Below are 12,802 nucleotides of genomic sequence, written 5' to 3' on the forward strand. Positions count from 1 at the left end.
TCCGCTCCCTGTGCCGCGGGGAACGGTGTCTCACAGCTCGCGTGTTTCACGACCTGGAGGAACCGTGGCACGCATGGAGTGCACGCACGCAGGCCAGAACACGGATGTGCTCTTCCGCTTCCTGGTCCAGAGCGCGAAGGACCGCGCCATCTTCGGCATCGACCTGCAAGGGCACATCATCAGCTGGAACCCGGGCGCCGAGCACATCAAGGGCTGGCGCGCCGGGGAGGTCCTGGGCCAGCACTTCCGCATGCTCTTCCCCGAGGACTACCGCCAGCAGGGGCGTCCAGAAACGGAGCTGAAGGAGGCCTTCGAAACGGGGCACTACCAGGGCGAGGAGCCCCGGCAGCGCAAGGACGGGAGCCTCTTCATCGCGGACATAGACCTGTGGCTCTTGCGCGATGACGTGGGCCAGCCCTGCGGGTTCGTGAAGGTCACGCAGGACGTCACCGAGCGCAAGCTGGCGGAGGAGGCGCTGCGGCAGAGCGAGGCGCGGCTGAGCGCCATCCTCGCCTCGCTGGACGAGGGCGTCACCCTGCACGACGAGCACGGGACCATCCGCTTCGCCAACGCCGCCGCGGAGCAGCGGCTGGGCCTGCCCGCAAACCGCTTGCAGGGCCGCACCCCCTTCGCCCCCCGTTGGGAGGCCATCCGGGAGGACGGCAGCCCGTATCCTGGCGAGGAGCATCCCCACATGCGCGCGCTTCGCCTGGGCGAGAACGTGTCTGGCGACGTGATTGGCATCCACCAGACGGGAGGCAGCCGCATCTGGCTGTCGGTCAATGCCCGGCCCCTCCGCACGCCCGATGGTCGCGTCGTGGGTGCGGTCAGCTCCTTCTTCGACATCACCGCGCGCAAGCAGGCGGAGGAGGAACGCGCGGCGCTGCTTGCCCGGGAGCGGGCGTCACGTGCCGAAGCGGAGGCGGAGCGCCGCAAGCTCTACGCCATCTTCGATCAGGCCCCGGTGGGCATCGCCATCTTCCGGGGCCCCCACCACGTCATCCAGTTCGCCAACCCCGTCCAGTGCCGCTTCTGGGAGCGAAGGTGCAGGGAGCTGCTCGGCAGGCCCCTGATAGAAGTGCTGCCCGAGGAGCTGGGGCCGTCCATCATCGAGAAGTCCTGCGACCCCGTCTTCCAGACGGGGGAGTCCCGGGTCTTCACGGAGGAGCGCTTCGAGTTCACCCGCCCGGAGACGGGCGAGCGGGTGGAGCGCTACTTCAACTTCACGCACGTGCCCATGCGGGACATGGCCGGCGCCGTCGAGGGTTTCATGGCGGTGGCCTGGGACGCCACGGACGCGGTGAGGTCGCACCAGCGCGCGGCCGTCCTGGCCCAGCAACTCCAGGACCGCGTCGACTTCGAGCAGCAGCTCATCGGCATCGTCAGCCATGACCTGCGCACCCCGCTCAACGCCATCCACCTGACGGTGAGCGCCATGGCCCGCCGCGACGAGCTCGACGCGCGCACCGCCCAGTCCGTGCTGCGCATCCAGTCCGCCGTACACCGCGCGGTGCGGCTCGTGAGCGACCTGCTCGACTTCACCCAGGCCCGGCTGGGCACGGGCATCCCCATCGCGCCCCGAGCGTCCAACCTGCACCAGGTGGCCCGGCAGGTGCTGGATCAGGTGGATGCGGCGCACCCAGGCCGCACCCTGCGCGTGCAGGAGCGGGGCGACGCGACCGGAGAGTGGGACTCCGAGCGGATTGCCCAGGTGGTGCAGAACCTGGTCACCAACGCCATCAAGTACAGCCCCGAAGCCAGCCCGGTGCAGGTGACGACCCGGGGGGAGGACGGATGGGTGTGCCTGTCCGTCCACAACCAGGGCACGCCCATTCCCCAGGAGAAGCTGCCCGGCATCTTCGAACCCCTCCAGCGCGCGACGTCGGAGGTGGGCTCCACCGGCCGCAGCGTGGGCCTGGGGCTCTACATCGTGAAGCAGTTGGTGGACGCCCACGGCGGCACCGTCGACGTCGCCTCCACCCCCAGGGAAGGCACCACGTTCACCGTGCGCCTGCCCCGGCACGGGGATTCACGCGGGCAGTGACTTCAGGAACGCCAGCAGCGCGGCGTTCACCTCCGCGGGGCGCTCCTGCTGAATCCAGTGGCCCGCGCCTGGGATGACGAGCACGTCCTGGAGCCGCGGCACCAGGGCCTTCATGGGTTCCAGCGGAGCGAAGGCGCGGCCCGGGTCCTTCTCCCCGGTGATGAACAGGGCGGGCTGCTGGATGATGACCGTCGCCAGCTCGGGCAGCTCCTCCCAGTCGCGGTCCATGTTCCGGTAGCGATTGAGCCCGCCGCGGAAGCCGCTGTGTTCCAGCTCCTTCGCGAGGTGCGCGAGGTCCGCCTCCGTGAGCCACGCGGGCAGCGGATCCGGCACCTGGAGGCCGGTGAGGAAGCCGTCACCCTGGCGGCGCGACTTCACGGCCTCGGCCTGCGTGTCGAAGCCGGGGGTGCCTCCCAGGGTGATGCGGAGCGTCCTCGGGATGTCCGCTTCGAGCTCCGCCTCGGCGATGCCCGGCTCCTGGAAGTAGAGGATGTAGAACCACTTGTCCCCGAACACGTGCCGGAAGAGCTGGGTCGGCGGCATGGGCGTGCGGCCCAGGTGCGGCACGCTCATGCCCACGACGGCGCGGAAGCGGTCCGGGTGCAGCGCGGCGCAATTCCACGCCATCGCCGAGCCCCAGTCGTGGCCCACCACCACCGCGGTCTTCTCGCCCAGCGCATCGAGCAGGCCCACGAAGTCCGCCACCAGCTGCTTCATGCTGTAGGCCTCGATGGGTTCAGGCCGGTCGCTCTGGCCGTAGCCGCGAACGTCAGGCGCGACCGCGTGGTAGCCGGCGTCCGCGAGCGCCCGGAGCTGGTGGCGCCACGAGTACGCGGACTCCGGCCAGCCATGGAGGAGCAGGACCAGCGGGCCCTGGCCGGCCTCGCTGATGCGCAGGTGGATGCCATTCGTCCGGACGGTGCGGTGGGTGATGTCGGCCATGGGAGCGTTCTGCACGACGCACTGCCCGCTGTCATTCCACGGATGACGGTGGGTTCGGATGATGACGGAGGCCATCGGGCCGGTGACGGGAGTCACCAGGCACGGGCCCCACACGGGCTCCAGCGCCCCTTCGCGTTGCCCGTGAAATCCGTGGGTTGCCCGCGGCCGCCCCGTCCCTGGGGGGCTGGCACACCGGCTGCTATGGGGTCCTGCATCGCTTCACCCGAACCCAATCCCTTTCGAGGTCCCCCGCCATGGCCATCTCGCCCCTCCGCAGCACCTCCGCTTCCGTGTCCCGCCTGCCGGTGCAGGACGCCGCCTCCCCCCGCCTCGCGGGTCGTCCGGGTGGTGTGGACGGGTTCTCCTCCAGCCAGAAGCCGGGCTCGCCGGGGCTCGCGGCGTTCCAGAAGGACGGCTTCGACATCGGCGCTGGCAAGGGCGCGGAGCTGGGCAAGCTGCTGCAGGACACGCTGTCCGCGCTGACGTCCATCGTGCAGTTGGTGGCGCAGGCCGTGCCGGGCGGCGCGCAGGCGCTCCAGGGTGTCTCCGGGGCCCAGGGTGCGCAGGGCGCCTCGGGCGGGAAGTGCGGCACGGGTTCGCAGTCCTTCTCCGACAGCAGCTTCACGCCGCAGGACACGTCGCGTCCTCCCGTGGCGCTCAACGGCAACACCGGCGTCGTGGGCCCGTCGGCTTCGCAGTCGCAGGCGTCCAACGGCAACACCGGCGTGGTGGGGCCCACGACTTCGTCCTCGGGTGGCTCGAAGCTGGGCGGCAACCTGCCCGCGGGGCTGGAGAAGTTCCGCGGCGCCATCGAGTCCGCCGCCGCCAAGACGGGCATGCCGGCGGAGATGCTGGCCGCGCAAATCTGGCAGGAGTCGCGCGGCAACCTGGACGCCGTCACCACCAACGGCGGCAACGGCCTGACGGACACCGGCCTGATGCAGGTCAACCCCAACACCTACGGGGAGCTGCAGGCGAAGCACCCGGAGCTCCAGGGCAAGGACCTCTCCGACCCGGAGACCAACATCCTGGCGGGCGCCTTCTACATGAAGGACATGAAGGAGCAGTTCGGCAGCGATGAGCTGGCCCTGCGCGCCTACAACTCCGGCCCCAACGGCGTGGACAAGAGCAACCCGGACGCCATCCCCGCCGGCACCGGCGACGCCACCTACGTGCAGAAGGTGAAGTCCTTCATGAACACGCTGGCCACCGGCCAGGGCTCGCTGCCCGCGTAGAAGCCTGACGGAATGGGGGCGTCCTGGGCCTCATCCCGCCTCCGTCCCCGGTGCTCCAGGCAACCGCAAGGTGAAGCGCGCGCCCCCCAACGGCCCCTCCTCCACCTGGAGGGTGCCGCCGTGCTGGGTGACGATGGCGTGCACGATGGAGAGCCCCAGCCCGCTGCCGCTCGCCTTCGTCGTGAAGAAGGGCTCGAAGAGCCTCCCCTGCGCCTCCACCGGCACGCCGGGCCCGCTGTCGTCCACGAAGAGCGCCACCTCCCCTCCCCGCGCGCTCGAGCTGAAGCGCACCCGGCCTCCCTGCGGCGTCGCCTCCAGCGCGTTGAGCGCCAGGTTCAGCAGCACCTGCCGCAGCCGCTCCTCCTCCCCCCACGCCTCCAACGCGCCCGGCGGCTCCACCTCCAGCGTCACGCCGCGCTGCTCGGCCTGCCAGGCCAGGAGGCTGCTCACCCGCTCGAACAGCGGCGCCACCGCCACGGCGCCCGACTTGAACTCGCGGGGACGGGCGAACTGGAGGAAGTCCTCGAGGATGTGATCCAGGCGGCGGATTTCATCCCGCACCAGCAGCAGCGGCTCCAGGAGCGGCCCCTGAACGGACTCCTCCAGCCTGCGCACCCGCCGCTCCAGGACGGTGAGCTGCAGGGCGGCGGCGTTGAGGGGGTTGCGGATTTCATGCGTCAGGCCCGCGGTCAGCGTGCCCACCGCGGCCAGCTTCTCCGTCACCTGCGCGCGCCGGGCCAGCGCCCGCTTCTCACGGTGCAGCCGCACCTGGCGCAGCGCCTGCTCCAGGGTCACCAGCAGCTCCGGCGTGGCGCAGGGCTTGAGCAGGTACGCGCACGCGCCCGCGTGCACCGCGGCCACCGCGGCCTCCAGCATGCCCAGGCCGGTGAGCAGCACCACCTCCCCGTCCGGCACCAGCGCCTTGAGCCGGGGAGCGAGCCACGTGCCCTCTCCGTCCGGCAGCCGGACGTCCACCAGCGCCACGTCGAAGCCCGCCGGCGCCCGCTCCAGCGCCCCCGCGCAGCTCGTCGCGCTGGAGACGACGTAGCCCTGGTCCTCCAGCAGCTCCCGCATGTTGTCCAGGAACGCCGCGTTGTCATCCACCACCAGCACCCGGGGACGCTCCCCCGCGCTCCCCGGCCCCGTCACGCGCGGCCTCCGTGCACCTGCTCCAGCTCCGCGAGCAGCGCCCCTGTGTCGAAGGGTTTGCGGACCAGCCGGCCCTCGAAGTCCGCGGGCAGCGCCTCCGGATAGGCCGTGACGACGAAGGGAGTGGTGCCAGGGAAGCGCTCCTGTACGCGGCGCAGCGCCTCGCCGTCAGGGCCGCCCGGCACGCGCAGGTCCACGAGCGCCGCGAAGGGGCGGACGGGCTCCAGGCCCACCACGTCCGGCACCGAGTGCGCGACCACGGCCGTGAAGCCGCGCTCGCGCAGCACCTCCGTGAGGTTGTCCGCGAGGCGAACGTCGTCCTCCACCAGCACGACGAGTCCGTCGCGGCGGGCCCGCGTGAGCAGCTCCACCAGCGCGGGCACCGGCACCGGCTTGGGCAGCACCGCGAGCACGCCCTCCGCGCGAGCTCGCGCGAGCTCGGCCTCCCCGGGGTGCGCGGTGATGACGATGGCCGCGAGCCCCGGGTCCCGTTGACGCAGGTGGTGCACCAGCGCGGCGCCGCTCATTCCAGCCATGCGCATGTCGGTGATGAGCACGTCGTAGCGCTCCTCGCGCGCGGCCTGGAGCGCGGCCTCACCCCGGTCCACCACGGTGGCCGAGTGGCCTGCGTCCTCGAGGATCTCCGCCAGGTTCTCCGCGAAGGCCCGGTTGTCATCCACCAACAGGAAGCGGCCCATCAGGAAGGCTCCAGCGTCAGGGGAAGCTCCACCACGAAGCGGGCCCCGCCCGGCCCGGCTCCGGCTTCGGCGGGAGCGTACGCGATGCCACCTCCATGCCTTTCCAGGATGCGCCGCACGAGCGCCAGCCCCAGCCCCAGCCCGCGCGCCTTCGTGGTCATCAATGGCTCGAAGACGCGCGCGCGGATGGAAGGGTCCAGGCCCGGGCCGCTGTCCTCCAACACCAGGCGGATCCGCCGTACCCCGGCCTCCGGGACGTCCGCCGTCAGCCACACCTCGCCTTCGCGCTCGCCCAGGGCCTGCACCGCGTTCTGCAGCAGGTTCACGAAGACCTGCCGCAGCTGCACCGCGTCTCCTTCCAGCGAGGGCAGCGCCTCCAGGCCCTCGGTGCGCACGCGCACGTGTTCGGGCGGCGCGACGGCCTCGCGCGCGGAGACCCAGACCTCCGCGAGCCGCAGCGGCGCGCGGACCAGCGGGCGGGAACGGATCATGTCCAGCAGGCTGGTGACGATGTGGTTGGCGACCTCCACCTGTTCCCCGATGCGGTCCAGGTGCTTGGCCACGCGCGCGTCCTCCTTCGCGGCGGGGCGGCCCTTGAGGATGAAGAGCGACGTCTCGATGACGCCCAGCGGGTTGCGCAGCTCGTGGCCAATGGAGCCCACCAGCTGCCCGAAGGTCGCCAGCCGCTCGGCCCGGGCCCCCTGGGCCAGCAGGTCCTCGCGGTACGTGTGCAGCATGATGGCGAGCTCCAGGTCGAGGATCTTCCCCAGCGCCCGGTCCAGGCGGGCGGCCCGGTCGGGGTCGCCGCGCAGCGACTCCTCCATCACCGCCGTCAGCTCCTGGCGCAGCAGGTTCATGGCGCCGAACATGTAGTGCTGCGGCAGGTGGATGCGCACGTGCACCCGTCCGATGCGGCAGCGGCGCTCGAAGTAGGCCGCGTCCCACGGCCCCAGGAGCAGCGACCCCATCCAGTCCTGGAGGGTCACCTTGAGGTGGCCCACCTGGCTCTCGCCGCCCTCCAGCGCCTTGCGCGCCCCCGGGTGTTCGAGGATGCGCCGGTAGAAGACGTCCGCGATGCGCTCGAAGTGCGCGCAGGCGATGGGGTGCAGCTCCCGCAGGGCCTCCCCGTCGCTGGCGGAGAAGCCCACGTAGCGCTGGAGCTCCTCCAGGACGTCGTCCGTCACGCCTTCAGGTCTGGCTTCCATGGCGAATCCCTTCCTTGCGCGCGGGGCCTCAGGAGGCGGCCGGCTCCTCGTCCGGGCCGGTGCCACCGCCGCCGTACTCCTTGAGCTTGTATTGGATCTTCCGCACGCTGATGCCCAGCACCTCCGCGGCGCGCGTGGTGGAGCCCTGCACCATCTCCAGCGTACGGAGGATGGCCTCGCGTTCGATGGCGGCGAGCGTCGCGCCGGGGATGAGCCGGTCGCCGCTCCCCGCGCTGGGGCGGGGGCCGCGCAGCACGGGCGGCAGGTCGTCCGCCGTGAGCTCCTCTCCTCGCGCGAGCACCACGGCGCGCTCCACCACGTTCTCCAGCTCGCGGATGTTGCCCGGCCAGTCGTGGCTCATCAGCGCCTCCAGGGTGCCGGGCGCCAGCCCCTTCACGGCCCTGCCATGGGCCGCGTTGCAGCGCTCGATGAAGTGGCTCACCAGCGCGGGGATGTCCGCCTTGCGCCGGCGCAGGGGCGGCAACGTCACCGCCACCACGTTGAGGCGGTAGTAGAGGTCCTCGCGGAAGCGGCCCGCCGCCACCTCCGCCTCCAGGTCGCGATGGGTGGCCGCCACGATGCGCACGTCCACCTTCAACGTCTGCGTGCCGCCCACGCGTTCGAACTCGCGGCCCTGCAGCACGCGCAGCAGCTTCACCTGCACGGCCGGGGAGATTTCGCCAATCTCGTCCAGGAACAGGGTGCCCCCGTCCGCCAGCTCGAAGCGGCCCTCCTTGCGCGCCAGGGCGCCGGTGAAGGCCCCCCGCTCGTGGCCGAACAGCTCGCTCTCCAGCAGGCCCTCGCTGAGCGCCGCGCAGTGCACCTTCACGAAGGGGCGCGCCTTGCGCGGGCTGAGTTCGTGCAGCGCCTGGGCCACCAGCTCCTTGCCCGTGCCGCTCTCCCCCAGGATGAGCACCGTGGCCCGCGTGGGGGCCGCCTGGTGGATGAGGGAATACACGCCCTGGAGCTCGGGCGCGTCCCCGATGATGTTGCCCACGCGGAAGCGCTCCGCCACCCGCTCCCGCAGCTGCCGCGTCTCCTGCTTCAGCCGGCGCGTCTCCAGCGCCTTGCCCAGCACGACGAGCACGGCGTTCAGGTCCAGCGGCTTGGTGAGGTAGCTCTCCGCGCCCAGGCGCATGGCCTCCACCGCCGCCTCCACCGTGGCGAACGCCGTCATCATCACGAAGGCCGCGTCGCTGCCGTCCTCCTTCGCGCGGCGCAGCAGGGTGACGCCGTCCATGCGAGGCATCCGCACGTCGGTGAGCACCAGCGAGGGTGAGAAGTCCGGGAGCGCCGCGAGCGCCTCCGCGCCGTCCGCGGCCTCACGCACCTCGTACCCCTCCTCCGCGAGGAGGGTGGCCAGGGCGCGCCGCGCGTTCACCTCGTCATCCACGACCAGGATGCGTTCCGGGGGCATGCCCCTGCTTACCAGAGATGAATCCGGGGCCTTCATGCGTTCGCGTCCCGGGCCCGCGCATCCGCGCACGCCTGGCAGCAGCGCGCCTCCGGGACGGCGAGCAGCCGCTGCCGGCCGATGGCGCCCCCACACCGCTCGCAACCTCCGAAGCGGCCCTGCTCGATGCGCTCGAGCGCCGCCTCCACCTCCGCCAGCTCGTGCGGCGGGAGTCGCACTCCCCGCACGGGCGTCCGGGCAGCCAACGCCGCGCACGACGCACGCAGCGCGTTCCGGCGGGACAGGAGCATCCGCAGCGCCAGGGTCGTGATGGGGTCCGCGTGCATGAAGTCCTCGTCCGTGCGGGCTTCAGGAGGCCGGGGGAAGTGACAGGGCGGCGGAGCGCTTGCGCCGCGCCGCGAGCACGCCCGGCACCGCGAGCACCGCGACGGCCACCGTCACCAGCGCGGCGCCCGCCAGCTCCCGGACGCTCACGCCTGGGAGCCCCAGCCACGCCGCGAGCACGGCCGTCGCGCCCACGCCCGCGAACACACTGGAAGCGCGGTTGATGGGCACGGTGAAGGTGTTCTCCCGCGCATCCAGCAGCACCAGTCCACCGAAGATGCCGCTGCCCTGGGACAGGAGCCCCACGGCCAGCTCCACGGCCAGCGTGGGCCGTGTGAACATCCCGGTGAAGCCCTCGCGCAGCTGCTCCGCCGCGCCCCCCACGCCCGCCAGGGCCCACAGCGCGAGCAGGACGACGAGCGCGGGCGCGGCCACCATCTGCTCCTCCACGAAGTAGCGCTCGCGCGCGCCGGGGACGTGGTTCTTCGCCAGCCGGCTCATGAAGCGCAGCCGCACGAAGTAGCCGACGACGTACACCGCCCAGTCCAGCCCCGCCACCAGGGAGAGGCGCGGCTCCGCGCCCGGCCCCGTCGCGACGAGCAGCGCCGCCAGGCTCACCCCCAACGCGACACGCGAAGGCCACGCGACGCTCCGGCCGCTCACCGCGTCCACCAGCGGCGCGAGCACCAGCACGCCGCCGCGCATCAGCAGCATCATGAAGACGATGGAGGTGCCGTCGAAGGTGTACGCCAGCGTGGTGGTGGCGATGATGCCCGTGGTGCACAGGCCGGACAGGAAGGTCCAGCGCCCCGGCCAGGGCAGGCTCACCGGCCCGAAGCGCAGGCGCCCCGCGTGCTGGAAGGAGCCGCTCCACGCCAGGTACGTGAACATCCCCACGAGCGTGGCCAGCGCCGTGGAGGGCAGCAGCACGAAGCCCGGCAGCCCCGCGCTCATCCCCGGCAGTGCGCCCAGGCTCAGCGCCTTCGTCAGCGCGCTGTAGGGCAGGTAGCAGGCGAAGTACCCCAGCGCGAACCACCCGATGGCGACCGGGGCCTTGGGAGACGGACTCATCGTCTGCTCGCCACGCACCAGGGGCAGCACCGGGCCTCGGGCAGGACATGGAGCCGCTCGGGCTCGATGACGGCGCCGCAGCCCTCGCACCGGGGCAGGCCGTCCGCCGGAAGGTGTTCCAACGCGCGCTCCAGCGCCTCCAGGGCCCGCGCCTCGCGAGCGTCGAGCGCGTCGAGCAGCCGCGTCTCCTCCAGGGCCATCGCGCGGTCCACCCACTCGGGGGCCCCGGCGCCGGTGACTTCACGCAGCAGCTCCCGGTGCTTGCGCCTCATCTCCAGCAGGGCCCGCCACCGCTGGCGCAACCTCTGGCCTGCCTCGTCACGCGTGGCATTCATCGAGCGTCCTCCATTTCCCGTATCGCGTCCCGGGCCCCCCACGCTGCGCGGCCCACCCCCGTTGCTCTACAGGATGCATGCCAGTCTTGTCCCGGGCCTTGCGTGGCGCGCCCCGCAGGAGTTGCACGAAAGCCCCCGTGCACCGCGCAACGCTTGCGCCCACCCGGCCCCCGGGGCCGGTGTCCCCGCCGCGCATGGCGGATGCAGAGTCCGGCGAAGAGCCCGCGGCCGCCTTCGCGCGCCGGAAGGAACACGCCCATGCGCATCGCCTTCTTCGACACCCACCGCTTCGACCGCACCGCCTTCGAGGAGGCCAACGCCGCGTTCGGCCATGAGTTCACCTGGTTCGAGCCCCGCCTGACGCCCCAGACGGTGGGACTGGCGGCGGGCTTCCCCGGGGTGTGCTCCTTCGTGAATGACCGGCTGGACGGCCCCTGCCTCCAGGCGCTGGCGCAAGGGGGCACGCGGCTGGTGGCGCTGCGCTCGGCGGGCTTCAACCACGTGGACCTGGCGGAGGCCGCCCGGCTGGGGATGACCGTCGTCCGGGTGCCCGAGTACTCACCGCAGTCCGTGGCCGAGCACACCGCGGCGCTCGTGCTCGCGCTCAACCGCAAGGTGCACCGCGCCTACGCGCGGGTGCGCGAGTGGAACTTCTCGCTGGACGGGCTGGTGGGGTTCGACCTGCACGGCAAGACGGTGGCCCTGGTGGGGCTGGGGCGCATCGGCCGCGCCACCGCCCGCATCTTCCACGGCTTCGGCTGCCGGCTGCTCGCGGTGGATCCCCAGCTGAAGGAAGAGGATGCGCGGCAACTGCACCTGGAGCCCGTGGCGCTCCCGGAGGCCCTGGCCCGGGCGGACATCCTCTCGCTGCACCTGCCCCTCACGCCCGGCACGCGCCACCTCATCGACGCGGCGGCGCTCGCGCGGATGAAGCCCGGAGCGATGCTCATCAACACCGGCCGGGGGGCGCTCATCGACAGCCATGCCCTGCTGGCGGCGCTCAAGTCGGGCCACCTGGGGGCCGCCGGGCTGGACGTGTACGAAGAGGAGGAAGGCGTCTTCTTCCAGGACCTCTCCGGACAGGTGCTCCAGGACGACGTGCTCGCGCGGCTGCTCACCTTCCCCAACGTGCTCATCACCGCGCACCAGGCCTTCCTCACCCGTGAAGCGCTGGGCGCCATCGCCCGCACCACGCTCGAAAGCATTCGCCGCTTCGAGCGGGGCGAGCCCCTGGAGGCGACGGAGGTCCGGGCCGAGCAGGTGCGCCCCCGCTGAAAGTCCGGAAGGCCGCCCGCGTCAACCGCCGCGGGGGGCGCGCGCACGGGCCCGCGCCATCCCGCGCGAGAGCAGCTTGCGCAGCTCCAGCACGCTCACCGGGATGAACCCCAGCCCCAGGGCGAGCGCGAGGTGCGCGGCGTCCAGCGGCACCAGCGAGAAGAACGCGGCGAGCGCGGGCACCTCCGGCAGGGCGGCCTGCAGCGCCAGGGTGAGGGCCGCCACCGCGAGCAGCGGCCGGTTGTCGAAGGCGCCCACCTCCCAGTGGAGCAGGTCCACGCTGCGCGCGGCGAAGGCCCGCAGCACCTGGCAGCACACCAGCACGGTGAAGGTCAGCGTGCGCGCCTCCTCCACCGGCAGGCGCTGGAGGCTCCAGAGGAAGGTGCCCAGCGTGACGGCGGCATCCAGCAGGCCGGTGGCCAGCACCGCGCCCCACTCGGGGCGTCCCAGCATGGGCGCCTCCGGACGGCGGGGCGGGTGGCGCATGACGTCCGGCGAGACGGGGTCCATCACCAGCGCGAGCGCCGGCAGCCCGTCCGTCACCAGGTTCACCCAGAGCAGGTGCAGGGGCAGGAGCGGCAGGGGCAGCCCCAAGAGCGACGCGCACAGCATCAGCACCAATTCGCCGGCGTTGCCCGCCAGCAGGTAGACGAGCGTCTTGCGGATGTTCTCGTAGATGCCGCGCCCCTCGCGCACGGCGGCCACGATGCTCGCGAAGTTGTCGTCCGTGAGGATGAGGTCGGACGCCTCGCGGGTGACCTCCGCGCCGGTGCGGCCCATGGCGATGCCGATGTGCGCCTCGCGCAGCGCGGGCGCGTCGTTCACGCCATCTCCCGTCATGGCGACGACCTCCCCGCGCGCCTTCCACCCGCGCACGATGTGGAGCTTCTGCTCCGCGGTCGCCCGCGCGTGCACGATGCCCTCGGGCGATTCACCCTCGCGCACCAGGCCCAGCTCCTTCGCGATGGCCAGGGCGGTGGCCGGGTGGTCGCCGGTGATCATCACCGTGCGCACCCCGGCGTCGCGCGCCGCGCGCACGGCCTCCACCGCCTCCGGGCGGGGCGGATCCGCGAGCCCCACCAGCCCCAGCAGCGTGAGCCCCTGCTCCTC

The 12,802-nt window shown here is 72.3% G+C and carries 12 protein-coding genes; 3 read left to right on the top strand and 9 right to left on the bottom strand.

Annotation, left to right across the window (positions count from 1 at the left end; all coding sequences use genetic code 11):
* Positions 1-73 precede the first annotated feature (73 nt).
* The gene (locus D7Y15_RS29975) at positions 74-2,044 is read left to right on the top strand and encodes a PAS domain-containing sensor histidine kinase (protein WP_121754696.1); all 1,971 of its coding nucleotides are present in this window, start codon (positions 74-76) and stop codon (positions 2,042-2,044) included.
* Here D7Y15_RS29975 and D7Y15_RS29980 read toward each other — a convergent pair.
* The gene (locus D7Y15_RS29980) at positions 2,030-2,986 is read right to left on the bottom strand and encodes an alpha/beta fold hydrolase (RefSeq protein ID WP_121754702.1); all 957 of its coding nucleotides are present in this window, start codon (positions 2,984-2,986) and stop codon (positions 2,030-2,032) included. The two genes, D7Y15_RS29975 and D7Y15_RS29980, sit on opposite strands and share 15 nt — an antisense overlap.
* Positions 2,987-3,240: 254 nt before the next feature.
* On the opposite strand from D7Y15_RS29980, the gene D7Y15_RS29985 reads away from it, so the two are divergent.
* Positions 3,241-4,221 (top strand): lytic transglycosylase domain-containing protein, encoded by a 981-nt coding sequence (locus D7Y15_RS29985; RefSeq protein ID WP_121754697.1) that lies wholly within the window; start codon positions 3,241-3,243, stop codon positions 4,219-4,221.
* Positions 4,222-4,251: 30 nt separating this feature from the next.
* Here D7Y15_RS29985 and D7Y15_RS29990 read toward each other — a convergent pair whose 3' ends face one another.
* Genes D7Y15_RS29990 through D7Y15_RS30020 form a run of 7 tightly spaced genes read right to left on the bottom strand, consistent with a single transcriptional unit; the run spans position 4,252 to position 10,417 of the window.
* A complete protein-coding gene (locus tag D7Y15_RS29990; protein WP_233605132.1) occupies positions 4,252-5,370 on the bottom strand; it encodes a sensor histidine kinase in 1,119 nt (372 codons plus the stop codon).
* Positions 5,367-6,068 carry a response regulator gene (locus tag D7Y15_RS29995; protein WP_121754698.1) on the bottom strand — a complete coding sequence of 234 codons (702 nt, stop codon included), beginning with the start codon at positions 6,066-6,068 and terminating at the stop codon, positions 5,367-5,369. The genes D7Y15_RS29990 and D7Y15_RS29995 overlap by 4 nt, the downstream gene beginning before the upstream one ends.
* The gene (locus D7Y15_RS30000) at positions 6,068-7,273 is read right to left on the bottom strand and encodes a sensor histidine kinase (RefSeq protein WP_217279251.1); all 1,206 of its coding nucleotides are present in this window, start codon (positions 7,271-7,273) and stop codon (positions 6,068-6,070) included. Before D7Y15_RS30000 ends, D7Y15_RS29995 begins: the two co-directional genes overlap by 1 nt.
* 28 nt (positions 7,274-7,301) lie before the next feature.
* Positions 7,302-8,690, bottom strand: coding sequence for a sigma-54 dependent transcriptional regulator (locus tag D7Y15_RS30005; protein WP_120578833.1), 1,389 nt, complete (start codon positions 8,688-8,690; stop codon positions 7,302-7,304).
* A gap of 32 nt (positions 8,691-8,722) precedes the next feature.
* Positions 8,723-9,013 carry a TraR/DksA C4-type zinc finger protein gene (locus D7Y15_RS30010; RefSeq protein ID WP_120578834.1) on the bottom strand — a complete coding sequence of 97 codons (291 nt, stop codon included), beginning with the start codon at positions 9,011-9,013 and terminating at the stop codon, positions 8,723-8,725.
* Positions 9,014-9,035: 22 nt separating this feature from the next.
* Positions 9,036-10,082: a hypothetical protein gene (locus D7Y15_RS30015; RefSeq protein ID WP_126935692.1), complete on the bottom strand. Its 1,047-nt coding sequence runs from the start codon at positions 10,080-10,082 to the stop codon at positions 9,036-9,038.
* Positions 10,079-10,417 (bottom strand): hypothetical protein, encoded by a 339-nt coding sequence (locus tag D7Y15_RS30020; protein ID WP_120578836.1) that lies wholly within the window; start codon positions 10,415-10,417, stop codon positions 10,079-10,081. Before D7Y15_RS30020 ends, D7Y15_RS30015 begins: the two co-directional genes overlap by 4 nt.
* 258 nt (positions 10,418-10,675) lie before the next feature.
* Here D7Y15_RS30020 and D7Y15_RS30025 point away from each other — a divergent pair, with 258 nt between their 5' ends.
* Entirely contained in the window at positions 10,676-11,692 is a 1,017-nt protein-coding gene (locus D7Y15_RS30025) for a 2-hydroxyacid dehydrogenase (protein ID WP_121754700.1), read from the top strand.
* Between the two features lie 21 nt (positions 11,693-11,713).
* Here the strand turns inward: D7Y15_RS30025 and D7Y15_RS30030 are convergent.
* Positions 11,714-12,802 (bottom strand): HAD-IC family P-type ATPase (locus D7Y15_RS30030; RefSeq protein WP_148712902.1); only part of this gene is annotated, 1,089 nt, incomplete at its 5' end.

Source organism: Corallococcus sp. AB030 (assembly GCF_003668965.1).
GTDB lineage: Bacteria > Myxococcota > Myxococcia > Myxococcales > Myxococcaceae > Corallococcus > Corallococcus exiguus.